Here is a 25,822-nt window from a genome sequence, read left to right as displayed (position 1 = left end):
AAAACAGGAAAATAAGAATGAGCGAATCTATATTGGATATCAAACAAATTTTTAATTTGTTGCCTCACCGTTACCCAATGATGTTGGTTGATAGGGTATTAGATTACAAAGTTTTTGATTATTTGACCGCGATAAAAAATGTTACGATTAATGAGAACTTTTTTACGGGACATTTTCCAGAAAATCCAGTAATGCCTGGCGTGTTAATGCTCGAGGCGTTAGCGCAAGCGAGCGGAATTTTGGCCGCAGTATCCCATGATCATGCGGATAATGTATTACATTTTTTTGCAGGCATTGATAATGCAAAATTTAAACATGTAGTGACTCCGGGAGATCAATTGCGCTTGGAAGTAAAATTCTTAGGAAGGAAAAAAGCGTTTTGGCGCATGCATGGCGAAGCTTATGTAGGCGATAAACTGGCCTGTTCTGCGGATTTATTAAGTGCAGCAAAGGAAATTCAAAAGTGATAGATGAAAGAGCAATAATTCACCCATCTGCTAAACTAGCGAAAGGTGTAACAGTAGGCGCTGGCGCAGTAATTGGTGCAGATGTCGAAATCGGTGAGAATACCTGGATAGGTCCTTATGCAGTGCTTAAAGGTCCAACGACCATTGGTAAAAATAATAAAATTTTCCAATTCGCCTCTCTAGGCGATGAACCACAAGATGTCACTTACAAAGGTGAATCGACACGCCTGGAAATAGGTGATAATAATATCATTCGCGAATATTGTATGATCAACCGAGGTACCATCAAAGGTGGCGGGGTGACTCGTATTGGTAATGATAATTTCTTAATGGCTTATACCCATGTTGGCCATGATTGCATGTTAGGCAATAACATTATTCTTATTAGTTATGGTGCATTATCAGGGCACGTAACGGTTGATGATTATGCCATTATTGGTGGTTATGCCGCGGTACATCAGTTCTGCCACGTAGGTGCTTATGCTTTTATTGCCCGAGCTACTTATGTGACTAAAGATGTACTTCCTTATATTATGGTTGCTGGATACACCTCATCGGTATATGGTATTAACACGGTAGGTTTACGTCGACGTGGATTTTCTTCTCTGGCAATTAACTCACTACGCCGTGCTTATAAAGTAATTTTCCGTAAAGGACTCACAGTACAACAATCGATTGCAGAGCTGGAGTTAATGCAGAGCGAATGCCCAGAAGTGATTCCTATGATCGATTTATTAAATCGATCAACACGTGGTGTTGTACGATAAGCTAAAGATTACCTGCTCGTTGATGAGTGGGCGGATATATCAAGCCGGATTTGATACAAACACATGTAAAAGCTCAGCCTTCATAATTACTTACGTGCCGCGGCTTGTTTGCGGCGCGTTAGGGTAGCGGCTGACTTTTAACAAACCGATAAGTTAGAGTGATAGCCTATGTTAGACATTCAATTATTACGAGATGACCCCCAATTCGTTGCTTCCCAGTTGTTAAAGCGTGGTTTTCAATTTGATATCAATTCCTTTACGACTTTGGATGAAAAACGTAAAGAACTTCAAGTCGCAACTCAAGCCCTGCAAAATGAGCGAAATACTCGCTCCAAAGCGATTGGTATCGCCAAATCTCGTGGTGAAGATATTGAACCCATGCGCGAAGAGGTTAACCGCATTGGCGCGGAGTTAGAGCGGAAAAAGCAAGAACTCGATGAGTTATTACAACAAATCGAAGCAATTGCTTTGCATTTACCGAATATCCCTCACGAATCAGTACCTGTCGGTGCCGATGAGAACGATAATGTGGAAGTGAGACGCTGGGGAACCGCTCCTAGCTTTGATTTCTCTGTGAAATCGCACGATGAGCTTGGTGAGGCGTTAGGACAAATGGATTTTGCAATGGCTGCTAAATTAACCGGCAGTCGTTTTGTGGTCATGCGCAATCAATTAGCCCGATTACACCGTGCGTTGATTCAATTTATGTTGGATGTGCATACACAGTATCATGGCTATCAGGAAATTTATGTTCCTTATATTGTCAATGCAGACAGTTTATTAGGTACAGGACAATTACCAAAGTTTGAAGAGGATTTATTTAAGTTAGCCGGTGATCAAGGTTATTACTTAATCCCAACAGCAGAAATTCCTGTAACCAATACAGTTCGTGATACCTTACTTACCGAAGATATGTTGCCGATGCAGTACGCATGTCATACCCCTTGTTTTCGTAGCGAAGCGGGTTCATATGGTAAAGACACCAAAGGGATGATTCGTCAGCATCAATTCGAAAAAGTAGAATTAGTTTGGGTGACAAAACCGGAAGAGTCTTATCTTGCGTTGGAAAAACTGGTTAGTCACGCAGAAACAATTTTACAACGTCTGGAATTACCTTATCGGGTAATTACTTTGTGTTCCGGTGATATGGGTCCTAGTGCTGCAAAAACCTATGACATAGAAGTATGGTTGCCAAGTCAGAATACCTACCGTGAAATCTCTTCTTGTTCGAATATGGAAGCATTCCAGGCGCGTCGGATGAAAGCTCGATACAGACGCAACGAAGAGCGAGATATAGAACCGGTCCATACTTTAAATGGTTCTGGTCTTGCCGTAGGCCGAACCTTAGTTGCCGTGATGGAAAACTATCAGGACAAAGAGGGTAACATTCATATCCCAATGGCTTTACGGCCTTATTTAGGTGGTATGGAATGTATTCGCCTGACATAGAATTTTCTATGTGATTGTGATGCAGCACTTAGATACTGACCTTAAAAGCAAGCAACCTTTTAATGAAAATTTTGCTTGCTTTTAAGGTCAGTATTTACGTTACTGAACCCAAATACCATGCTTTAAAAAATCCAAATTATTGCTCTATTATTAATAAACTTTTCTTTTTTTCTACAATTCAATTCTATAATTAAAAAAAGCTTTTCTTTTTATGTAAGCTCAGAATGGTTAATTCATCAACCAACCCAGGAACCAGTCATGTCAACGCAAGCGATTGTAAAAATGGGTAGCAAACAATTAGGAGTTCGCTCTACACCTCTTGTTGATTTTGATCCAATCAATACTCATCCGGAAATTGCAAGTTTGCTGCAAAATATGCGCGATACCATGGAGGAGAAGGGGGGGGTAGGAATTACTGCGCCACAACTTGGTTGTAATAAAAGAATCATCATGCTGGGCTTTGAGAAGAGTAAACGTTATCCGAATGCAAAACCTGTTCCTTTCACTGTTTTGATTAATCCTTCTTATAAGGCTATTTCTGATGAAATGGTTGATGGTTGGGAGGGGTGTTTAAGTCTTCCTTGTTTGCGAGGTTTGGTGTCACGCTATAAGAAAATTGAATACAGTGGGTATGATTCTGCAGGTAATTTTATTACTGGGATTGCTGACGGCTTTCACGCGCGGATTATTCAACATGAGTGTGATCATCTTGATGGGATTCTATTTACTTATCGCCTAAAAGATTTACATGACTTTGGCTATGAGGATGAATTAGGCCCACGTATTTTTAATTATTAAATGATATTCCTTCTTTTCTACATCCTTGTTAAAGTAGTTTCATTCAAAATTAATGCACAATAACATTAATGTGTGAGCCTAAGATGCAGAAAAATTCTCAAGATGACTTTAATCGGCATGTTGATATGCGCATAGGGGCTTTCATTAGCAGTATCTGTGGGAGTTCGCTAGAGGAGATAAAACAACAGCATTTTAGCAATGGAGCACTTTTAAGAAACCTTCTGATTGAATCCTTATTAAGTAATAAGGAGATTGTCACTCATAAAGATATGCTGACTAATATGGATCAATTGTATTTCACCACATCGCAGCATGCTTCATTTAATAATATTACGCGAAATATTATTGAGCCAAGAGATAGTTTTGGCCACTTTAGTTTTACTAAAATAGGGGTGGGTAAATATCATCGTATTAGTGCAGATGCCTCCGATTGTATTGATTGCCTCATTAGAAAACGCAAAAGACTGCTATACGCAGGAAGTACTTCATCATGATCGATGCCCTCAATCTCACGTGATGCGGCATCGTGTGGTTAAGGGCACAAAAATCTGTGGTGCCTGGTTGCCAAGCAACCGGGTTTTTTAATAACTTCTTTGTAGGGCGAAATTAGCTAGCTTAGCTAGTGCATCTCTATATTTTGATTCGGGTAAAACCATTAAATGAGATAGGGCCGTGTCAATTTCTTGTGCTGCAATCTTTTTGGTATATTCAATGGCTTTGGTTTCTTCTAACGCAACCAGAATTTCGGGTAAAAACTCCAGACTTCCCTTTTTTAAACTGTCGATAATTTGTTGTTTTTGCAACTCTGAACCATGTTGTAGGGCATGAATTAAAGGCAGGGTCGCTTTACCATCCGCCAAATCATCACCAATGTTTTTACCAATGGTTTTGGCATCGGAGCAATAGTCCAGTGCGTCATCAATCAGTTGGAACGCATTGCCCAAATGTAATCCATAAGCATAAATACTATCTTGGACTTCTTGGGATGCACCACTTAGCATCGGGCCAATACAAGATGAAGCTGCAAATAATAAGGCTGTTTTTGCGCGAATAACATCGAAATATTCATCAAAAGTCAGGGCTGGGTTATGACGATTTGATAATTGTTTCACTTCACCACAGCTAATATCCAAGGCCGTGTTGGCAAAAAGTTTCAGAATGGCAGGGTTGCCTGAGTCCACCATTAATTGGATTGATTGGGTAAACAAATAATCACCCACTAAGATGCTTGCCTTACTTCCCCAAATATTATTTGCGGTTTCACGCCCTCTTCTTAGCGTAGATTCATCGACAACATCATCATGCAATAAGGTGGCTGTATGAAAGAATTCAACCATAGCTGCTAAAGCAATATGATTCTGGCCTTGATAACCACACGCATTGCTGGCTAATAGCACTAAGAGAGGACGCAGCCGCTTACCACCACTTTCAATAACATGGTGGGACATATCATCAATTAAACCTATCTGAGATTCAATTTTATTAACAATTAAAGCATTGACCGCGTTAAAATCATCAATTACTGTTTCGCGTATACTCTCAATCGTCATTGTTTTTCCTCAACCATTCAATCAGCAAATGCTAAAGTTGTACCGGGTAATTGTCAAGGTATCCGTTCATGTAATGATGATAACTTAAGGGAAAATTGTAGGGAAAACATAGGCTGGGCTGTAAAGACCAGCAAATATAGTCCGTGTTAATCCTAATGCTGGGCCTTGCAGTAGCCCAGCCTATATTCATCAAAAATGTGAGCAGGGCTACACATTAAACAGGAAATGCATTACATCGCCATCATTGACAATATATCCTTTACCTTCCAGGCGTAGTTTGCCTGCTTCTTTAGCCCCTTGTTCACCGCGAAAGCTAATAAAATCATTATAAGCAATTACTTCCGCGCGAATAAATCCTTTCTCAAAATCGGTATGAATTACACCGGCTGCTTGTGGGGCTGTTGCACCTTTATGAATTGTCCATGCTCTTACTTCTTTAACTCCTGCAGTAAAATAAGTTTGTAATCCTAAAAGATCATAACCTGCACGAATCACTTTATGCAGACCTGGTTCACTTAAGCCCAGACTTTCCATAAATTCTTTACGATCTTCGTCATCGAGCTCAACTAACTCGGATTCAGTAGCAGCACATAAGGCAACAACACAGGCTTTTTCGCGTGCGGCAAGCTCTTGAACCTTCTCCAATAGAGGATTATTTTCATAACCATCATCATTCACATTGGCAATATAAAGAACGGGTTTGGCAGTCAGTAAGAATAAACGACGAGCAATTAACTCTTCATCAGCAGTTAATTCCAGAGTGCGTACGGGATGACCTTCATCTAAATGGGCTTTAATTTTCTCTAAAGCCTTTACCTCCGCAATCGCTTCTTTATTACCGCTACGACTGTTTTTACCTGCCTTAAGCATGGCTTTTTCAACAGCTTCCATATCGGCTAATGCTAATTCGGTGTTAATTACGTCAATATCGCTTAAAGGATCAACACGACCTTCCACGTGAATTACATCGGTATTTTCAAAGCAACGTACCACATGAGCAATTGCATCGGTTTCACGAATATTGGCTAAAAACTGATTGCCTAAGCCTTCGCCTTTGGAGGCTCCTTTTACAATGCCCGCAATGTCAACGAATTGCATGGTTGTTGGCTGTATTTGCTGTGGCTTAACAATCTCACTTAAGGCATCAAGTCGGGGATCGGGAACGGTCACAATACCCACATTCGGTTCAATGGTACAAAAGGGGTAATTCGCTGCTTCAATACCTGCCTTGGTCAGGGCATTAAAAAGAGTTGATTTACCAACGTTAGGCAAGCCTACGATTCCACATTTAAATCCCATGAATAGTACCTCTGTTAAGCGTTTAATTGATTCATTGCTCTGGAAATATCACCAGATAAAAGTAAGGGTATCGTAGCGACCCCTCTATCGATTGCATCATAAATATGTTGTCTGTCCTGTACGGACGGTTTATTGAGCACATATTGGTGCACTAAGTCTTTATGCCCTGGGTGGCCTATACCAATACGTAAACGATGGAAATTTGGGCTGCCGATTTGGGCAATAATATCTCTTAAGCCGTTGTGTCCACCATGTCCACCACCGGTTTTTAATTTAATTCGTCCTGCAGGTAAGTCCAATTCATCATGAACTACCAGTATTTCTTCAGGTTGAATGCGGTAAAATTGGCTGATTAATCGTGTTGGTTGACCACTATGATTCATGAATGTTAGAGGTAAAACCAATTTGCTTGAATGATTATCCACTTCGAGCTCAGCCAGTTCTGCCTGCATTTTTTTCTCTATTTTGAATGTAGCGCTATGTCGTTGCGCTAGGGCTGTTGTAAGCCATCCACCGGCATTATGACGCGTATGCTCATAAGCTGAACCTGGATTACGTAAACCAATGATAAGTTTTATCGCCATGATGAGTAGGTAGGATTAGGATGTTTGGGGTTTAGGTAAATCAGAGTCAGGCATGCCTGACTCTGATTGCGGAGAAAAATTACTCTTCACCTTTCTCTTCTGAATCAACAGTAGGTACAGCAGATGCTGGAACCTCTGTTTCTTCTTCAGTTGAGCTTGCACGAGCCATATGAATGCTCACAACAGGAGCGTCATGGCTACCATCGGTAACATCAACAGTCAAGTTAACGCCTTTTGGTAATTTCAGATGCGATAAATGAACAACATCATCAAGGGCTACTTTAGACATATCAACTTCGATGAACTCTGGAAGATCTTTAGCTTGGCAACGAATTTCAACTTGAGTCATTGTGTGGTTAATCATACCGCCAGCCTTGATACCAGGAGCTTTTTGCTCGTTGATAAAATGGAGAGGTACTAATTTAACCAGAATGTCTTTCTTAGATACACGTTGTAAGTCCATATGCATGATTACAGGCTTGTATGGATGGCGTTGTAATGCTTTTAAAATCACGTGTTCAACTGTTCCATCAACAGTAATATCGAAAACACTAGAATAAGTACTTTCTGCTTCTAATACTTTGATTACTTTGTTGTGTGGGAAAAGAATAGACATTGGTTTTTTGTCTCCGCCGTAAATTACTGCGGGTACTTTATTTTCAAGACGACGTAGGCGGCGGCTCGCACCTTTCCCCATATCCGTTCTTGTTTCTGCTTGTAATAGAATATTTGACATTATTATATGCTCCAAAAATTAAATGGCCCTTATTTAATCCGCGACCAGATTAAATACCAGATCCAAGAATATATTGACATTTTTCAACTCTCGGCCAAAATATTGAAGGTTGCAAAATAATTGCGGACCTTAAAGACTTTGCTAAAAATCTGGAAAGGGTGGCAAAGTATACAATATTTTAAAATGAACATAAATAGAAATTGCACTTGAAGTCGTTGGCATAATTTCATAGAATATGCGACTTTATTGAATTTGTGATAGCCAATCAGGCGAATTGGAGAAAAATTATGTATGCGGTAATCAAAACTGGCGGTAAGCAATACACCGTGAAGGAAGGCGATGTACTTAAGATCGAATTGCTGCCTGAAGATGTTGGCAACGAAATTAAATTCGAAGAAGTTTTAATGTTAGCTGATGGTGACAAAATTATTTGCGGTACGCCATTTGTTGCTAAAGCAACTGTAAAAGCAGAAGTGCTTGATCATGGCCGTCACAAGAAAATCAAAATCATCAAGTTCCGTCGTCGTAAGCACCATATGAAACAAATGGGGCACAGACAATATTATTCGCAAGTTAAAATTACTGCGATTAGCAAGTAAGAGGGGATAGCAATGGCTCATAAAAAAGCAGGTGGTAGTACTCGTAACGGCCGCGACTCGAATCCTAAGTTCCTTGGTGTGAAGCGTTATGGTGGCCAGTTTGTTAATGCAGGTGAAATTCTTGTAAGACAACGTGGTACTCGTTTCCATGCAGGTCCAGGTGTTGGCGTTGGTCGTGATCATACTTTATTTGCCTTAGTTGAAGGCTTGGTTAAATTCGTAATTAAAGGCGAAAAAAATCGTAAGTATGTAACTATTGTTGCTGAACAAGAAGCTGCAAACTAGGAACGTTTAAGTTCCACCGATTGTCTTTACTCGTGGCCTGGTTGCTTGCAACCGGGCTACTGCGTATTAAGATTCAGAAAACGTAGCCCGTATTTGTACAATCTAATACGGGAATATGTGCCAAACATCCCGTATTCTGACTTCGTCTAATACGGGCTACAAGTTTAGGAACAGGTTTTATGTCTGTCCTCCTCCACTTGCTCACACTATGTTCCCTGTCCCTGACAACTAGAGTTTTCTTTTATTTTTGAGGTATGTCATGAAATTCGTTGATGAAGCACTTGTTAAGGTTGATGCCGGTAATGGTGGAAATGGCTGCTTAAGCTTCAGACGCGAAAAATTCATTCCTCGCGGTGGCCCAGATGGTGGTGATGGCGGCGATGGTGGTAGCGTTTATTTTGAAGCCTGTAGCGATCTCAATACGCTTATTGATTTTCGTTATATGCGTCACTATAAGGCTGGAAACGGTCAACCAGGTATGGGCGGAAACTGTTCGGGGAAAAAGGGGGACGATTTAATTCTTAAAGTTCCCGTGGGTACGCTGATTTATGATGTTGATAGTGGTGAATTACTTGGTGATATTAACAAAGTAGGGGTGCCCGTACTTATTGCTCAAGGTGGATTCCATGGTTTGGGAAATACTCGCTATAAAAGCAGTGTGAATCGTGCTCCACGTCAAACTAGTCCGGGAAGTCCTGGGGAGTCCAGGCATTTACGTCTCGAATTACGGGTTTTAGCAGATGTTGGCTTGCTTGGTTTACCTAATGCAGGAAAATCAACCTTGATTCGTGCTGTTTCCAGTTCTAAGGCGAAAGTTGCGGATTATCCTTTTACCACATTGCACCCAGGTTTAGGGGTGGTCAGCGTTTCTTCGCATAAAAGCTTTGTTATGGCTGATATTCCGGGACTTATTGAAGGTGCTTCTACTGGAGCAGGCTTAGGGCATCGTTTCTTGAAACATTTGTCTCGTACTTGTGTGCTGTTGCATGTAATCGATGTAGCTCCTTTAGATGAGAGTGATCCAGTTGTTTCTGCGAAAGCAATTATCAATGAATTGGCTGAATACAATCCTGATTTAGTGCAAAAACCACGTTGGCTCGTTCTCAACAAAATTGATATGTTACCTGATGACGAGAGTCGTAATGAGCGCATCCAGGCCATTATTGATGGCCTGGACTGGAAGGATAAGGTATTCACTATTTCCGCGATCAGCGGTCAAGGAACCCAGCAATTATGTTACTCATTGATGCAATTGATTGACGAGCTGAACAATCCTGAAGCTTGACCATTCTGCCGCATGCTCTCGGACTGAGGGGGTGCGGTAGGGAATAGTATACGTTTCTGTCCCTTCATTTTTCCCATCATGATAGTGAATCGTTAACTGCGTCGTACCGGTTATCGGCTTCTTGTGCCAATAATCTTCCAAGCCGGTAATGTGGAAATATGGTTTTGTTTTTTGTAATCCATTAAAATTTACTAAATGGTGCAAACCAGGCCTACTTAAAATATTTTGCAATAAACCACCAGTGGCTTCATCAATAATAGTGACTGGCTCATTGCGTGAGCTAATGAGTTCTCGTAAAGCATCAGATGCTTTTTTATCCACGGCACTGATTATATGGGGCGCCACAATTGGATCGACAATGGATTTAATCTGTTCAACCAGGTTTGGCCGGCAACGCACTTTGAGTTCAATATACGGCGACTCCCAGCGATAGCCGGTTTGGCAATCAATTTCGGCTAATGCGTCTTCTAATGTTTGGGAAATTTCACTTTCAGCTAAGCCAAAAACTTTCCATTTCAGGATTTGTTTTTGACTGTGCGATGTTTCTTGCAACAGAGGGAATGCATAGTCATTAAACATTGGTAAACACTCACGAGGAGGACCCGGGAGCAGAATAAATATTTTATCGTTCCAGCGATAATAACAACCTACGGCACTACCATTAGGGTTGGGTAGGAGTTTGGCATCAGCAGGAAAGAGACATTGTTGAAGATTTCCTTGATTTAAAGGTATTTTGATATGTTTCAGGCGCTCTTTAATATGCTCTAGCGCTTCGCTATGTTCTATCAACTCTACCCCGGTAAACTTTGCTAAAGCAAAACGGGTGAGATCATCAGTAGTTGGCCCAAGTCCACCAATAATAATGATAATGTCGTGATTTGCGGCTAAAAACTGTAAACAGGTAATAATATCTTTTTCTTTATCACTGCAAGAAAGTTGAAAACCTAAGGATAAACCTTCGGTGCTCAGGGCATGGGCTAAATGATGGCCGTTCGTATTTAATGTATCCCCATGAACGATTTCATCGCCCGTTGCCAAGATGGCTATGGTCATGTAAGTGCTCCTTGAATGCTAATTCATTTCCCGAGTGTAGCGTATAATTTGAAAAATCTGTAATAGTTGTTGACTTTTGTGCGCAGATTGCCTAATAAATGAGATGGTTATGAATCTGCAAGTTTAAGCTAGAACTCGATTGCTAATAGCGAGCAGCACAAAGTAGTTTCGTAGTACATAATAATAGTTAGATGAATTACGTCATCACTGGATGGCGTTGCCTATATGAGTAAGGAGAAAGTATGGAGTTTACAAGCCGTTATGTTGCACATGTTCCCGATGCTCAGGGATATGTTAATTATTCGGCTGAGGAAAATAAAGTTTGGAATATTCTATTTGAGCGTCAAATAAAATTAATTCCCAACAGGGCATGTGAGGCGTTTATTACCGGGTTGCAAACCTTAGGTATTACTTCACAAAGCATCCCTCAATTGCCTGATTTGAGCGCGAAACTTAAAGCAAAAACGGGATGGCAAGTTGCGCCTGTTGCTGCGTTGATTTCAGCACGAGAGTTTTTTGAACTCTTGGCAAATAAACATTTTCCTGCTGCAACATTTATTCGCACCGAAGAAGAGTTAAATTATGTACAAGAGCCGGATATTTTCCATGAGATTTTTGGGCATTGTCCCATGCTAACGGACAGCATCTATGCTGATTTTGTACATGACTATGCGTGTAAGGTCTTAAGTTTTCCAGAAGAAGATTGGCCATTATTACAACGCATGTTTTGGTATACTGTAGAGTTTGGCTTAATAAAAAATTCTAAAGGTTTAAGAGCTTATGGTGGTGGAATTCTTTCTTCTATTAGCGAAACCGTATACAGTGTTGAAAGTGATATTCCATTGCGTGTTTATTTTGACCCTATAGTTGCGTTTCGTACGCCTTATCGCATCGATAGACTGCAGCCAATCTATTTTGTTATTGATAACTATCAGGTTTTGTATGATTTTGTTTTATCAGATATTGGCAAGCTGCTAGAGCGTACACGTGAATTAGGTGAATTTCCTCCATTATTTGAGGTGGATCCAGGTAATCCAAACATTCATATTAGGGCGTGTTAGGTTGAACAATCCTTAAGTAGATGTTTTTTTTTTCTTTCGCCGCCAAACGATTTTACTTATCTATGGGTTAAGCGTATTGTAATGCCGGTATAGTCTTGATAACATCGGCAGACATGCGTTGTCCGTTGGCTGCGTACGTCAAGGAGCATTATTTGATTAAAGTACTAATTGTTGATGACCATGCATTGGTTAGAATGGGAATTCGACGATTACTTGAAGATTTGTCGGATGTAGATGTTGTTGCTGACGCTGAAAGCGGTGAGCAGGCTTTAGCATTGGTTAAACAACATGCTCCTGATGTCGTGCTTCTCGATATGAAAATGCCTGGCATTGATGGCTGGGAAGTAACTCGCCGTTTAAAAAAATCGAATCCTCATGTGAAAGTAATTGCCGTTACTGCGATGTGTTCTGATGTATTGCCCACTCGTGTTTTACAGTTAGGAGCCATGGGCTACCTCACTAAAGAGTCTGGAGCCGAAGAAATGGCTGCAGCAATACGTAAAGTAGCTAAAGGTGAAAAGTATTTGAGTGCTGAGATTGCCCAGAAAGTGGCGATTAACAGCTTAGAAGAAGTACAAGGTTCGCCTTTTAATATGTTGTCAGAACGAGAAATGCAGGTGATGTTGATGATCACCAGCGGGATGACGGTGCAGGAAATTAGTGATCGACTATTCCTGAGCACCAAAACAATTAATGGTTATCGTTATCGTACTTTTGAAAAGCTGGGCATTAAAAATGATGTTGAGTTGACCTACCTGGCGTTAAAACACGGAATTATCGAAAACCCAACTGATATAGCATCAGAAGATTAACATGCACCATCGCGCTCAAGAGCTGGCGCAGTTTCTTACGAAATTGCCCAGCGATCCAGGTATTTATCGAATGCTGGATGAGGCAGGAACGATATTGTATGTTGGAAAAGCATCGAATCTTAAAAAAAGAGTTAGCAGTTATTTTAATAAACAAAATACTGGAGCTAAAACTCGCTCTTTAGTCAGCCAAATTGCATCCATTGAGATATCGGTTACGCGCAGTGAGACTGAAGCTTTATTGTTGGAAAGTAACCTGATTAAAGCGCTGCGGCCAAAATACAATGTGCTGTTGCGTGATGATAAAACCTATCCTTATATTCATATTTCTGATCATCCTGATTTTCCACGCATCGAAATTTATCGCTCGAAAAAAAAACCGTTAACGGGGAATTTTTTCGGCCCTTATCCAAGTGTTAACGCCGTTAAAGAAACAATCCTAACCATCCAGAAGGTATTTAAAATTCGTAATTGCCGGGACAGTTTTTTTAATGCCCGCTCTCGTCCTTGTTTACAATATCAAATCAAGCGCTGTACCGCGCCTTGTGTTGATTATATTAGCCCAGAAGATTATCAGCGTTTGATTCAAGATGCGATCCGCTTTTTACAAGGAAAAAGCCAAATAATTCTTGATGAATTGGCGGCCCGTATGGAAATGGCAGTAGAGAAGTTACGCTTTGAGGAAGCTGCGGTGCTTCGCGATCAGATTAAAAACTTGCGCTTGGTACAAGAGCAGCAGGGCGTGATGCAACTTAGTGGCGATGCCGATGCTATTGCGATTGAGGTCAATCCAGGGTTTTCTTGCATTCAATGCGTTACCATTAGGGAAGGGCAGGTATTAGCCAGTCAAAGTTTCTTCCCCTCTATGCCTACTAAAGGTTTAGAAGAAGAGTTGAATATGGATGAGTTATGGCAGCAGACCTTTGATGCCTTTATTGGCTTTTATTATCTTGATACACCGGAGCGCATCCCGCCATTAATTATTACCAATCATCCTTTATCGGATCATCAGCCCTTACAAGAGGCATTGACTCAAAAACGCGGTAAAGCCTGTAAGATACAAATAAACCCTCGCGGTTCTAAATCGCGTTGGATGGATTTTGCGGTGAATAATTTGCGTGTTTCTCTTGCTGAATACCTGACCAAGCATTCAACGATGAGGTCGCGATTTAATGAACTAGAGGCGTTCTTAAAACTTAAAAAACCTATTGCTCGAATGGAATGTTTTGATATTAGCCATACTCAAGGGGAATCGACAGTTGCCTCATGTGTCGTTTTTGATTATGAAGGTCCTAATACACGTGAATACCGACGTTTTAATATTGAAGGCATTACACCTGGAGATGATTATGCAGCGATGGAGCAAGCCATCACTCGTCGTTTTAAACGTTTGCTGGAGGCGCAATCCTTGCCGGATTTGCTGATTATTGATGGGGGTAAGGGACAAGTTGAGGTGGCACGGCGAGTGCTTGAGTCATTAAATATTTCGGACGTGCTGTTATTAGGCGTAGCCAAAGGTCCTTCACGCAAGGCGGGCTGGGAAAAATTGATTTTGGTTCATGAGGAGCGCGAACTAATTTTACCCGATGAATCGAAGGCCTTGCATTTGTTGCAACATATTCGTGATGAAGCACATCGGTTTGCTATTACCGCGCATCGTAAAAAAAGACAAAAACTAGGTTTGGAATCTTCCTTAGAAGATATTGATGGAGTGGGAGCTAAGCGTCGGCAAGCCTTATTACACCGTTTTGGTGGGCTTCGTGAATTGGTTAAGGCTCCCTTAGAGGAAATTGCCAAAGTTCCAGGGATCAGTGAGCATTTGGCTCTGCGTATTTTTCAGCATTTTCATCCTGAGTGATGCAAATCCATAAGTTATATCGAATCTGGTGTCATCCCGAAAGAAATGAGGGACTTCTTTGAGTATTAATCTTTACTTAATCTTAGTTTGTTATGATTAATACATGGAAGTTTACTTAGTGACGTGCTGTTATGGTAGCTAAAAAGAATCCACCTGTTGTTTTGCCAATAAAATCCGCTACTTTAGGGAGATTGATGGAGGTTGATCTTGAGCCGTTACATGACTTTAAGCACTTTTGGCTAGCTGGGGAAGGGGATAAAAGCAAAATATGGCAAATTTTAGCTGATAATTACATCAACAAACCCTATCTTGATGTGCCCGTATTATTTCGTGGCTATGTTGATATTACCCATGATAATTTCACCGTACACCATCGTAATCACGATACTACTCACGCCGTAAGACAACGTCTTTATGCACAAAATTATCTGGATTTGATTCAAAACTATGGCAATGAAGAATATGCTCCCCTTGCTACAGAAATTAATAATAATGATGAATTAAAAGCTTGTCTGGAACTCGCCATTTACTTATGTCGTAGTGGTCGAACCAATGAAAAATCAGGCAAAGATGATCCGTCCAATGCCAAACGCTCAGCCGAATTATTTACGGTTGTGGCTATAGAAATGGGGTTTGATCCAGATTTAGTTAATTTCTTGAAGTTTGCTATAGGAACTCATGCTCCTAAATTAGAAAACCACCCAGATTTAGTTGATAAGTTACCCGGAGAACATCAATTAACCTTGGCTCATTTATTAAAAGGGGTAATTGATTTAAGTCACCATACCGATTTGGTGCGCTGCAAGGTTGGCCCTCCTACAGAACCTGTTCGTGAGCAAATCGACGACGAGTTAGGAGATTTTTTAGATCCTAAAAAAATTGACGTGAAGCGTGCGACCACGAATTTTTTGGTTCATGCGACGCAGCTGTGTCAAATGACCGGTACGCGCGTTAAATTTGAAACATTTTCACAACAGGATAAAGAAAACAACCCCCAGTTAAAAGTGCAACACGCGCGTGATGTTAGTATGTCAATGGAGCAATTGCGTGGGGTAAAGCTCGATCCTCATCGAATTATTTATGAAGGCCCACAGGGCGATTTTGCGGAGTTGTTAAGACAGGTGTCATTGACTGGCGTATTGGATTTAACAAATAAGCCAATCAACATCGTGCAATTGGAGCAAATAAAGAAATGCATTGTAGAAAATTCAATTAAAAAAGCATGCTTATTAGGTGTAAAACCTATGGATGCACAAAGAGAGTTGATTGAGGTATTAAAAGAAAAAAGCATCAAGCAAGGCTTACCTATTGAAATGAATCATACTGAGTTTCTTGAACACGAGTTCGTGAAGGATTTTGATAGCCAATTTCGTCAGCAGGCCATTGACAGACAAAAAGTATCTATGCGTTTTGAACCTTCTCGCCTTGGAGCTGCTTATGCAAAAGGATGGGGAGCCTTCTTTGCCCAACTATGGAAAGAAATTAAGGGCGATGTTCCTACCTTTGGCGGTGATACTCATTATACGCAAGTCACCGAGGTTAAGAAATTATCTAATCCGGCGCTAGAAGAACATTATAATGAATTAAAAAAAACGGTTGACCCGATTTCTTCAGTTCTTGCCAAAGAACTGAAGACCATACAGACTGGTGATATTCAATTAGAACCAGGAGAAATGTTACTTTATCATGGCACTAATGCGGATGTTTCCCCGCTGATTATGCAAAATGGTTTTGATGAAGGACGTTGCAAATATGTGCAGGGTAATGGTTATGGACCATTGGGCAAAGGTGTTTATTTCACTTCGGAATTATCTAAAGCGGCGACTTTTTCTACCTGTAGCGAATGTAAGCAAAGTGGTATGTGCTCTTGTGTAAAAAAAGGGACTAGCCTGCCTGCAGACCGAGTTGTTTTAGTTTGCAAAGTTTTTGTTGGTAATCCTGAAATTGTGCTGAAAAAAGGAGGTTTGCAAGATCACACGCGACCACAAGCCCCCTTTGATTCGTACATGGCTTTATCTAAAGATATTGATCCAATTTCTCAGTTTCGCTCCACTGAATTCTGTGTGCCTTCAGGAAAGCAAATTATTCCTCTTTATGAAATACGTTTCAGTTCCCAACCGAACCTACTTAAAGTGTCTACTTGGGAAAAAACTATTGAAGAGAATGGCTTAAAGGATATAAAAGGGTTATATGAAATTAAGGCCTCAGTAATACTGTTAAATGAGTTACAGGCATTAAGAGACATTCCTGCTCCCTTTGAAGTCGTTAAACAGCAGGCGCAGAACGTTGAGACAGTTATTAATGTGACTATAAATAAATTAAAAAGAAAAGAAAAAGCCCTGCAAGCGGAAACACCTACAGATCAAGATAATTTGGACAAGATTGCTGTTCAATTAGGTGACTTACATAACATAAAAGGCCAATTGACTACTTTGCAAAACCAAGAAGTTGATTTAACACCAAAATTAGAGCAAGAACCAACACAGAGTAATAAAGGGCCTGGATTTTTACAAAGAGTGCGGCGTTTTATTTTACCTAAAAATTATGCTCTTAAAAGAGAGGGCGCTGCATTGGCAGCGGAGATTAATAACAATATAGGGAGTCCTGATGATTTTCAAGTCAACGTGATTCAGTGGCTTAATTTAGCCATTGAGCGTAATCAGCATAAAGCTGGCAATGGAAATGTCTGTCATCGTGCGATTATTACTCAAAAGTTGATTAATTTAAGAGATGCTTTGCGTGAATTAGAGGACAATCACCTAAATGATGAGGATCTAAGTAAAGAAATTCATCGATTAGTAGTGCACACTTTAGATGGTTTTAAATCCTATGGTATTTTTGTTCCCATGGTAACGAATTCAACTGCTTATAAGAGTTTAAGTGCATTCCAAGAAACGGCATCAACGATTGTGGGTATGAATTTTACTACGGTACATAGTGCGTTACGAGGGTTGGCTGTTTCTAAAAATACTGGGTCTGGGGCAGAATCTGAATTAGAGTTGGGTACCGAAAACTCGATAGAACCTGCTCCGCTAATATCAGCGCAGAATGTTGATTTGTCCAAATCGTTGGTATGTGAGCCAGATGAAGATGAGGGCTTTATTTTGATGAGTAGCGAAGAACAAAATAACTCACTCATTCTGTCTAGGGGATGACTTACATCAAGGCTGTCATTAAAGTTAATTTTCTAAAAAGATTCGAATTATTAATAGTTTACGGTATAGTAAGTGAAGTTTTACTGGATTTGGAATAACGGAGTGATATGGGATCCTGAGCAATACGTCCTCGGAAATTATTTTCAGACGCAAATTAATGAAAAATTTCGCAGTACCTTTAGCGTGCATCCATTTGGAGATATTTTAGATGTTGGCTGTGGCGATGGCCAATACTCTAATTTTTTAGCTAAAACCTATAAGAATAGTCAAATTCTGGCTATTGATAATTCTGCAGAAATGATTGCTCATGCCAAAGACTATTGGGCAAGCCAAAATCTTTCCTTTGCAGTTCAACGTATTGAGACCTATCAACAATCGTATATGTTTGATTTTGTCTTGTCTTTTTGGTGTTTGCAGTGGACTAAAATCGAAGTTGCCTTTGCCAATATTTATCAAGCCTTAAAAATAGAAGGGCGATTTTATGCGACCTTTTCCTCATTTTCTGAAAGTAGTATCTTACAAATTTGGTATGAGCTGGCTAATAGGGGCCAACACATTGATGTGGCAAATGACAATATTCAAAGGTTGCTGCCGTATGCTAATTATTTCTATCGTGTGTTGAATGCATTGAACCGTACCCCTTTTCGCCAAGTCAAAATGGATTTAAAAACTTATCGAATTGCTTTTCCTAATATTAATTACATGAAGAATTTGATATTGATTTTGCCAGCCATAAAAAAAATACCTGAAGCACAGCAGGGAGAGCTGATTGCTGATATGTTGGATGCATTTGAACATATTTGTCAGCGTAAATATGGAGGTAAGCTCTATTACGAGACCAGACCTATTTTTATCGAAGCGGTTAAGTAGTCACCGGTTTCACTTTATCGAACATCAATTTGCCTAGTATAGGTGCTTCCATACAACGGAATTTTAGCAAATAGCTATTGACACAATAATAGCCAAAAATCATAATTTATTTTCATCATGATGATGAGGCACTCGGATTGTCGATTGTGTTGGAGTAATAGCTTACGTGAGGGGCGTCATCCTGAACGAAGTGAAGGAACTCTTGAATAAAGTATTGATCTTCTGGATTAGTACTCTGTCCGATTCAGGAGAACCTTCCCCTAAACGCCTCAGGACGACGTGTTTTTGAGAACTATTACGTTATAGAAACTGATATAAATGGATGTATAAAATGTTCGAAAAACACAATAATAAACAGCGCAAGCAAAAACAGATAAAGCAACCCAGTAGAGCATTATCTGTGGGGCTTATACAAAATGAAGAGCCTGACCGCACCTATTATATTACCAGCACGATTGAAAATATTGGTCATTTTCTTTTTTCTCAAACACAAGAGCTTTATAAAGCAATTAGCCTTGCTTTTTCGGCGGATTCTTTAGATTGGCGCAATTTCAAGCGCTACGCATGGCCCGTTGTCAGTTCAGGGATTGCTTTAGTTCTTGGTGAATTACTGACCCGAGGCATGAGCCAATATCAAACGGACAGTGAAGACTATGATTTTGTGTATAAATTTATTCTGGGCGCAGCTATTTTAAGCGGCAGTGGCTTAAACCGCATTACGGACAAACACTTTGAATCAACAGCTGCATTTTCTGCCGCAGTGGCCAGTGAAGTTGTTGGCATTGTTTACATGTATTATTCCGTATTCACTGGCACCCAACGATTGACTGGCGAACAATTTACTGAGGATTATTCCTTAATTGCTAGTATTGCTGCCAGTACTTTATTCGTGCCTGCAGGCGCTTCTTTTCTTACCCAAAAAGCGCAGAAGCAATTACTCAAGTGGCAACATAATCGCGGAGCGCAACGTTCTGATACGGCGACTATTCCAAGTGGTTTAACTCCAGTAGGTAATTTTTATTTCCAACTTGGTCATATTATGGCTAGGGAATTGATGCCAATACCACGTTTATTTCAACTTGGTCTTATTGCGGAAAACATCCGTCAGGGAGAGGGAACATTGCGACAATTTCGCAATGTTCCTGCGTTGATTGCTGATTTAACGCCGGCAACAATTAGAGAGTCTTTAGCCCAACAGGCGATGATTCAAGATGATTATGAATACAATCATAAGGAATATCAGGTTTTAAAATTTACTCCCCAGGGGGGGCATTTGGTTACGGTGCTAGGATACTTATTACGCACAGGGGATTTGGTTTTTTGTAATGAGGCGGTTGATTTAGCATCGGTTAAAATTTCAGGAGAGCTGGTTGCCTTAAAGCAAGGTGAGAAAGGACAATTTCTTGAGGAGCTTGAGCAACAAAAGTTTAGTGTGAACTTGAAAGCGCAAAATGGTGAGGATATCTGGATAGAGCATCGTTCCAAAACAGCCTGGCATAGTCCTCATAAAACAGTGAGCTTGCGTTTGGTGCGTGATGGCAAACAACCAGGGGTTATGGTTGGGGATAAATTAAATTTGTGTGGGGCAAAGAATTTTTTTATTGAAATTAAGCCTGCAGATGAATTTTTGTCCAATAATGACATCCATAAAGTAGCGGTAATTAATCAGATTATCGGCGATCGTAAACGCAAGAGTGTGTACCATTCCCTTATGGCATCGGCCGCATTGGCGGTTTGTACGCAACATGATCTACGCTTGTTGCCTGCAGAAATGTCAAAATACACGTTCAATGTTTTTCAGGCCATGATTCCTTTTTCCGAGCAATTTCTACGGGAAATGGTTAATGGGCAATTACTGAAACGGCTAAATAAAAATCTAGGGGATAGACCTTTAGAAGCCATTGATGCGCTACGCATAGTCGACTTATGCCATGCACTCAGTGGTTATACCCTCGATCGCTTTCCAAAAGGCGTGGCTATTATTTCTGATAAAACTGGGACCTTAACTACCAATGGTATGAATGTGTTGGGGCTGTGGACTACTTTAATGTCTGCTCAAATACAGCATTTAGTAAAAGAGAACGATCCCGGCCTGTTACCTGGTGGTACGGAATTATCAGAGGTGTTCGAGCTGTTTTGTCAGGCTTATACCAATAATCCGAAAGAGATGGAGCCTGAGGAAGATGCCATATTGCAATTACTTCATTCATTGTGTAATCAAAAGTCCAATTTACAGGTTGCTGTGCTCGGAAATAATCATTTTAGAAAACATATTTCCCTAAATGAGTACGAAAAAGAAATCGAAACCTTCCACTTAGGTTTATATCGAAATTTTGGCGGACGCTTAACTTTGGTACGTGAGGGGTCATGTTACCATTTAGTTTTTTGTGGCATTCCAAAGGCTACTGCTTTTAATAATACCCCGTTGTTTCGTGATTATTACAACATGAACACACGTACCGGTGTTTTATCACGTGATTGGTGTATTGCGCGGGCTGAACTTAATGAAAAACAATTTAAACAGCTGCAAGAGTATTTTGATCAGGATAATAAAAAAGACATTGAATTCTTTCTTATGGATAATCCACAGTTGCTGAAAAGCATGCAACATCATGGAACATTTATTATTGATAATCCTATTAAAAAAGGTGCGGAACAATTTATTAGCTCCTGCCGCAGTATTCAGGTGCCAGTATTTGTTGCTACGGGAGACACGATCAAAGCTGCAGAAAATATTGCTAACGTCTTATGCCCTGAGTATGCAAAAAAAATTAGTATCCTACGTGCAGAGTATTTGGAGCGCGATAACATTCTATTGGATGAAGAGCATATCCCCGCAGAGAGTACCGTCATTTTTTCTGGTATTAATTCCGCCGTGTTGGCAGCGTTCCAGAAATTATTGGGCCGTGATAAATCAGCACGTCCAGTAATTATTTTTGCGGAAATGAGTACGGAAGGAAAAGGTATTTTGGCCCGTTTTCTGAAGGGTTATCAATTTTTTATCGTGGCTAATGGGGATGGTAGTAATGATGTCTTAATGATGAAAGAGGCGCATACGGTAATTGCTCATTGTGCAGAAGATAATTCATTGGCTTCAGGAGTTGGCTCCTTCGCCGATCTCACTGATGTGCAATTACGTCGGCTTTTAAGTTCCGATAAATCGTTTTATGAATTATTTGATATCGCTGATCCGCGCAGCATTTTTATCCAGCTTTTTGCAGAAACCGCTAATTCCCAGGAGAAGGGGATGTTGGCGTTGACGCTTAAAAGCTGGAAGATTAATTTTGAATTGATGCGTAATGTCTTGGGGCCTGGGTCAGTAAAAGAAATGTATCAGCAACATTGGTTTAGTGTGGGTTTTGATTTAAGCTGGTTATGGATTGCTTATTATGAAATCATGCAAAGCGTCGGTCTGCCTATGGATAACCAAAATATTAGTGCCTCTGGGCTGATTAGTAATTTTATGGGACTGGCCATGATGGTGGCCATAGTTGAATCATTAAGCAATTATTTAGCATTTGGTGAGTCAACGAATCAGATCACCATGTTTACGATGTTAATGCTCTTACCGATTATCTTAAAGAGTGTATTTTCCAGTTTTCAGGCAGTACAGGATAGGATTTATCCGGAATCTCCCAATATTGTTGAGCTTGATGAGGAGGAGCAAACAGCGGAGCCGCAAAGACAGTCTCCATCTTGGTGGGGATCGATACGCTCATTCTTTCATAATCCCCGAAACACACGCACATTAACTCATGGAGGGGAGCTGCAACTTAAGTAAGGGCTTAACCAATAAAAAAACTGCAGCCTTGATTACGTTATGCGGTGAAATAAACTTCAACGTGTCGCGGCTTGTCCGCGACATCTATAGTTCTTGTAATACGCATAGGTAAATGCTTACTTATCAGGACGATGTGTCTTTTAAGGCCTCGTCTAAACTAATAAACCGATACCCATGTTGTTCATACATTTGTAATAAATCATCCAAAAAATAACTATTCAAACGGTTCGCATGCAGCAGTAAAATTTGCTTCGTTGAATTGCATCGTTGATTGTATTCCGCCAAAACCGTTCGTTGCCAGACAAAGTCTAAATACTGTTGGCGTAGCTTATTGAATAATTCTGGATTTGAGCGAACCTTGTTAGTAAATTTCACATTGAATATAAAATCGCGGCTATCAATAGTTATCGGGGCCACACGATAATGGTTTTTCTTTAAATAATGGAGGACCATTTGCTTCTTAGCGAAACTGCTTTCGGAAAGATAAGGGTAACGATAATATTTGGTTCCTGTCATGAGAGGGTTAAGAATTTTATCAGCCTGATCCACATCGGCAATATATGATGCAGCGGATACTTTTCGTAAGTTAAAGTGGGAATGACTATGGCTCCCCAAATCAAAGCCCATATCTAAAAATGCATGGAGGTCCTTTCGGTTGTCCTCATTGAGATTTTTAGTAATCACAAAGCCAATGGCTGGGGCTTTATGTTTTGTTAATGCGTGCGTGATTTTTTCAAATTGAGCATGCTCAAGGGGTAAATCATCCAAGGTAATGGCAATCCTGCGTTCGTCAGGTGTACAGGCTGTCTTGGGTGCTGTTGCATAGGTAATGATTGATATGATGATTAAAAAAAGAGCCAAGATTAAAGAATTTCTCCGCATTATAAATTCCAATTAATAATAAGAAGTTCGTCCTTGGGTAGGGGTCCATGTGCGTCATTTTACCATCAGTATAGCCTAAATTGTAGCTGTTTTAGTGAATGTCAAAAATGGGCTGACGATTGTGTGTTGCATCTTCAGGAAAAGAATGTTATCAAATTAGATTGGTTTAAAATTAATCTATTTGTTTTGTGTGTATTTTTCAAGGACATGTCTCAAGGAGTGAGCATCATGGGTAGAGAGAAAAAACAGTACACATCATACCAAGCAATGCCAAAGAGCTCTCGGTTTTGGTTGTATTCCGAGGCTTGTTATACTGATGAAGAACTCGGCTTAAGGACATGGGTATTAAATGTCCGCGCCAATTCGGGAATTCATGCAGATTATCTTATCAATTCAGGATCTTGGTTTTCCAATGATGAGGAACACGCGCTGATCAATGTTTATGATAATTCCTGGTTTTTCTCAAGGGCATACAAAACACGTCAGGTGCTGAAAATGGGGGATTTTTTAGTTAAGCCTGTAGACGCTCAGCGTTTGCAATGGCCCCAATTATATGAATTGATGCAACGAACAGGGGATTATTTAAGGTTACGCAATAAAAACTTGCGGGCAGAACATTTAAATCAGCCCATGAATTTTATCATGCTGGATATAAATAATATTCTGAAGGGTGTTAGCTTGAATCCCAATATTGGGCAAACCAAGGAGCAATTAGAGCATCTGCATCATTATATTCTTGCGATTGAAACAAATACATCACCCTTAGTTGGCTCCGATAGGCTATTTTTAGCAAATTTACGTACGGCAATTAATAATGAAGTCAAACCTCATTTAACGCATCTCGCGGAAACTCAATTATTAAAAGATCGCTTAGTTGAGTTAGCTAAAGCAACGCAGCAACTTTATACTGAACGTAATCGAGGAGCGCATTTTGCGTTTAATCCTAATGCAATTAATCCACACCCACGAGATTTGATTAGTGGGCAGCTGGATGATTTAAAAGCTTATCCAACCTTAGCAGCTAAAGAGTGCGCTCAAAAGGAAACGCAAGAGCTAGCAGTACCAACATCGGCGTTGCATTTGTCAGCTGACGAATTGCGTAACTGTGCCAATTTTAACCTAATCAATATGGATGATGAGGTGTTGCAGCTTTATGCTCAAGCGGTGATTGATTTAAATGAGCTGGCTCGATTTCAAAAAATCATTGAACAAACCGTAGGACTTTTGGGACAGGCTGGAGAGGTTTATACGGTTTATCAATTTAAAGAGCAGTTAACACTATTGCTGAAACAGCTTGCTCATTTTGTCGATTTCTCCGCACAAACAATGGACGATTTATTGTTTGAAAATACGCATGCTTATCATAAGGCAATTCAGGATGAACAAAAGTTATCTTTTTTTCAGCGATGGTTTACTTCAGATCAAGAGAAATTGGATACTTTTATTAAGAATCAGGATATATTGGCTCAATATCCGTCTACCGCATCTGAGCTTGCAAATACCAGACAGGGTTTGAAAAAAAATGTGGCTCAGATTCTGGAGCATTTAAATAAACCCCCAATTCAAGAAACCAATTTTGTTGCGATTGCAGATCAGGCACAAGAATTAAATCGCCTGATGGGTTCAATGCATGAGTGGATTACGGTGCAGTATGAAGCTAAAGGATTAATTCCACCGCAAAAGCCTGAGCAGTTGCGTATTTTACCGGAGGTGCCAGTATCCCCTTTGGTGGACTGTGCTTCGCCGATCGTAGATGAGATTCTATCGACTACCAATACTAACGTCCCTTTCTATCAGGAGCGTATGGCTGCTTCGAATATGACTTCGGCTATTTGTCCTCCAGATCAGCCTGAATGTTCTGCAGTTAATGGTTCACAGACGAGTTCGCAGGATTCCATTTATCTGATCGGTTTAGTCACCTTACTTCCTATTGGGCTAATTCTTCTTTATCTGCTCTTTAAATCACGCCAATCCCCAGAGTCCACCGTTTATGGAAGTAAAGATGAGTTTGAGGACGCTCTGGTGAAATTGGAAGAGTTAATTGCTCAAGTGAAAATGGCTCATGAGTTTGACGAAGATGGGTATGATAAATTGGACTTTGATGACTTTATTAGCAGATACGACCGCTTACGTAGAAAAGCACGTTCGGAGCGTTATGAGGTTGAAAATTTAAATGAGCTCTATGACGATATTCATGTTTATTACGAGGAATTCCTGCAACAAAAGATGTATTTGCGATAATGGAGGGACACCCAAGTTACAACGATACCGAATTACAGCGGCTTGACTGCGGCAATTCGGTATACAACCCGGCGATACGATTAATTAAGTATCCTCCCCCCGAATCAAGATTGTTATTTGAGCATTTAGGTTGTTAAAAAACCAGTCAATTCGTTACTCCCATCCCCAACAACGCACCACACCAGAACCAACATTTTTTTTCTATAAAACTCACGCTAAATTACTGGTAAAAATAACAATATTGGTACTAAACTTATTTTGTATGCTCGTAATCCTAAAAAATGCAGTTAAGC

21 protein-coding genes are annotated in these 25,822 nt (G+C 40.2%); 15 read left to right on the top strand and 6 right to left on the bottom strand.

The window, feature by feature from the left end; genetic code table 11:
- The first annotated feature begins 17 nt into the window (after positions 1–17).
- The 5 genes from fabZ (at position 18) to ACQY7T_RS03480 (ending at position 3,975) form a co-directional block, all read left to right on the top strand.
- Positions 18–467, top strand: coding sequence for a 3-hydroxyacyl-ACP dehydratase FabZ (gene fabZ, locus ACQY7T_RS03500; RefSeq protein ID WP_428411328.1), 450 nt, complete (start codon positions 18–20; stop codon positions 465–467).
- Positions 464–1,234: an acyl-ACP--UDP-N-acetylglucosamine O-acyltransferase gene (lpxA, locus tag ACQY7T_RS03495; protein WP_428411327.1), complete on the top strand. Its 771-nt coding sequence runs from the start codon at positions 464–466 to the stop codon at positions 1,232–1,234. The genes fabZ and lpxA overlap by 4 nt, the downstream gene beginning before the upstream one ends.
- Positions 1,235–1,402: 168 nt before the next feature.
- Entirely contained in the window at positions 1,403–2,683 is a 1,281-nt protein-coding gene (gene serS / locus ACQY7T_RS03490; protein WP_428411326.1) for a serine--tRNA ligase, read from the top strand.
- Positions 2,684–2,941: 258 nt separating this feature from the next.
- Positions 2,942–3,481: a peptide deformylase gene (def, locus tag ACQY7T_RS03485; RefSeq protein WP_428411325.1), complete on the top strand. Its 540-nt coding sequence runs from the start codon at positions 2,942–2,944 to the stop codon at positions 3,479–3,481.
- A gap of 83 nt (positions 3,482–3,564) precedes the next feature.
- Entirely contained in the window at positions 3,565–3,975 is a 411-nt protein-coding gene (locus ACQY7T_RS03480; RefSeq protein ID WP_428411324.1) for a hypothetical protein, read from the top strand.
- Positions 3,976–4,062: 87 nt separating this feature from the next.
- Here ACQY7T_RS03480 and ACQY7T_RS03475 read toward each other — a convergent pair whose 3' ends face one another.
- The 4 genes from ACQY7T_RS03475 to ACQY7T_RS03460 form a co-directional block, all read right to left on the bottom strand.
- Positions 4,063–5,031, bottom strand: a complete 969-nt coding sequence (locus tag ACQY7T_RS03475) for a polyprenyl synthetase family protein (RefSeq protein ID WP_428411323.1) — start codon at positions 5,029–5,031, stop codon at positions 4,063–4,065.
- Positions 5,032–5,238: 207 nt separating this feature from the next.
- The gene (ychF, locus tag ACQY7T_RS03470; protein ID WP_428411322.1) at positions 5,239–6,330 is read right to left on the bottom strand and encodes a redox-regulated ATPase YchF; all 1,092 of its coding nucleotides are present in this window, start codon (positions 6,328–6,330) and stop codon (positions 5,239–5,241) included.
- Between the two features lie 14 nt (positions 6,331–6,344).
- On the bottom strand, positions 6,345–6,914 hold the full coding sequence (pth, locus tag ACQY7T_RS03465) for an aminoacyl-tRNA hydrolase (RefSeq protein ID WP_428411321.1): 570 nt from the start codon (positions 6,912–6,914) through the stop codon (positions 6,345–6,347).
- Between the two features lie 79 nt (positions 6,915–6,993).
- Positions 6,994–7,650 (bottom strand): 50S ribosomal protein L25/general stress protein Ctc, encoded by a 657-nt coding sequence (locus ACQY7T_RS03460; RefSeq protein WP_428411320.1) that lies wholly within the window; start codon positions 7,648–7,650, stop codon positions 6,994–6,996.
- 287 nt (positions 7,651–7,937) lie between these two features.
- Between ACQY7T_RS03460 and rplU the strand changes: the two genes are divergently transcribed.
- The 3 genes from rplU to cgtA all read left to right on the top strand — a co-directional run bounded on the left by rplU (position 7,938) and on the right by cgtA (position 9,819).
- Positions 7,938–8,249 (top strand): 50S ribosomal protein L21, encoded by a 312-nt coding sequence (gene rplU, locus ACQY7T_RS03455; RefSeq protein WP_428411319.1) that lies wholly within the window; start codon positions 7,938–7,940, stop codon positions 8,247–8,249.
- 12 nt (positions 8,250–8,261) lie between these two features.
- On the top strand, positions 8,262–8,534 hold the full coding sequence (rpmA, locus tag ACQY7T_RS03450; RefSeq protein ID WP_428411318.1) for a 50S ribosomal protein L27: 273 nt from the start codon (positions 8,262–8,264) through the stop codon (positions 8,532–8,534).
- Between the two features lie 259 nt (positions 8,535–8,793).
- Complete coding sequence (gene cgtA, locus ACQY7T_RS03445) at positions 8,794–9,819, top strand: Obg family GTPase CgtA (protein WP_428411317.1); 1,026 nt, start codon at positions 8,794–8,796, stop codon at positions 9,817–9,819.
- Here cgtA and ACQY7T_RS03440 read toward each other — a convergent pair.
- Positions 9,775–10,872, bottom strand: coding sequence for a competence/damage-inducible protein A (locus ACQY7T_RS03440; protein WP_428411316.1), 1,098 nt, complete (start codon positions 10,870–10,872; stop codon positions 9,775–9,777). The genes cgtA and ACQY7T_RS03440 overlap by 45 nt on opposite strands.
- Positions 10,873–11,114: 242 nt before the next feature.
- Between ACQY7T_RS03440 and phhA the strand changes: the two genes are divergently transcribed.
- The 6 genes from phhA to ACQY7T_RS03410 all read left to right on the top strand — a co-directional run bounded on the left by phhA (position 11,115) and on the right by ACQY7T_RS03410 (position 22,406).
- Positions 11,115–11,933, top strand: a complete 819-nt coding sequence (gene phhA / locus ACQY7T_RS03435; RefSeq protein WP_428411315.1) for a phenylalanine 4-monooxygenase — start codon at positions 11,115–11,117, stop codon at positions 11,931–11,933.
- Positions 11,934–12,085: 152 nt separating this feature from the next.
- Entirely contained in the window at positions 12,086–12,745 is a 660-nt protein-coding gene (gene letA / locus ACQY7T_RS03430; protein WP_428411314.1) for a two-component system response regulator LetA, read from the top strand.
- Between the two features lies 1 nt (position 12,746).
- Positions 12,747–14,600: an excinuclease ABC subunit UvrC gene (gene uvrC / locus ACQY7T_RS03425; RefSeq protein ID WP_428411313.1), complete on the top strand. Its 1,854-nt coding sequence runs from the start codon at positions 12,747–12,749 to the stop codon at positions 14,598–14,600.
- A gap of 194 nt (positions 14,601–14,794) precedes the next feature.
- Positions 14,795–17,755 carry a SidE phosphodiesterase domain-containing protein gene (locus ACQY7T_RS03420; RefSeq protein WP_428411312.1) on the top strand — a complete coding sequence of 987 codons (2,961 nt, stop codon included), beginning with the start codon at positions 14,795–14,797 and terminating at the stop codon, positions 17,753–17,755.
- A gap of 102 nt (positions 17,756–17,857) precedes the next feature.
- Positions 17,858–18,625 (top strand): class I SAM-dependent methyltransferase, encoded by a 768-nt coding sequence (locus ACQY7T_RS03415; RefSeq protein ID WP_428411311.1) that lies wholly within the window; start codon positions 17,858–17,860, stop codon positions 18,623–18,625.
- Between the two features lie 331 nt (positions 18,626–18,956).
- The gene (locus tag ACQY7T_RS03410; RefSeq protein ID WP_428411310.1) at positions 18,957–22,406 is read left to right on the top strand and encodes a cation-transporting P-type ATPase; all 3,450 of its coding nucleotides are present in this window, start codon (positions 18,957–18,959) and stop codon (positions 22,404–22,406) included.
- 123 nt (positions 22,407–22,529) lie between these two features.
- On the opposite strand, the gene ACQY7T_RS03405 is transcribed toward ACQY7T_RS03410, so the two are convergent.
- Positions 22,530–23,288: a polysaccharide deacetylase family protein gene (locus ACQY7T_RS03405; RefSeq protein WP_428411309.1), complete on the bottom strand. Its 759-nt coding sequence runs from the start codon at positions 23,286–23,288 to the stop codon at positions 22,530–22,532.
- A 228-nt stretch (positions 23,289–23,516) separates the two neighbouring features.
- On the opposite strand from ACQY7T_RS03405, the gene ACQY7T_RS03400 reads away from it, so the two are divergent.
- Positions 23,517–25,529 (top strand): hypothetical protein, encoded by a 2,013-nt coding sequence (locus tag ACQY7T_RS03400; RefSeq protein ID WP_428411308.1) that lies wholly within the window; start codon positions 23,517–23,519, stop codon positions 25,527–25,529.
- Positions 25,530–25,822: the final 293 nt, after the last annotated feature.

Source organism: Legionella sp. (genome assembly GCF_965140895.1).
Lineage (GTDB): Bacteria > Pseudomonadota > Gammaproteobacteria > Legionellales > Legionellaceae > Legionella.
This window is presented reverse-complemented; position numbering and strand designations above follow the sequence as displayed.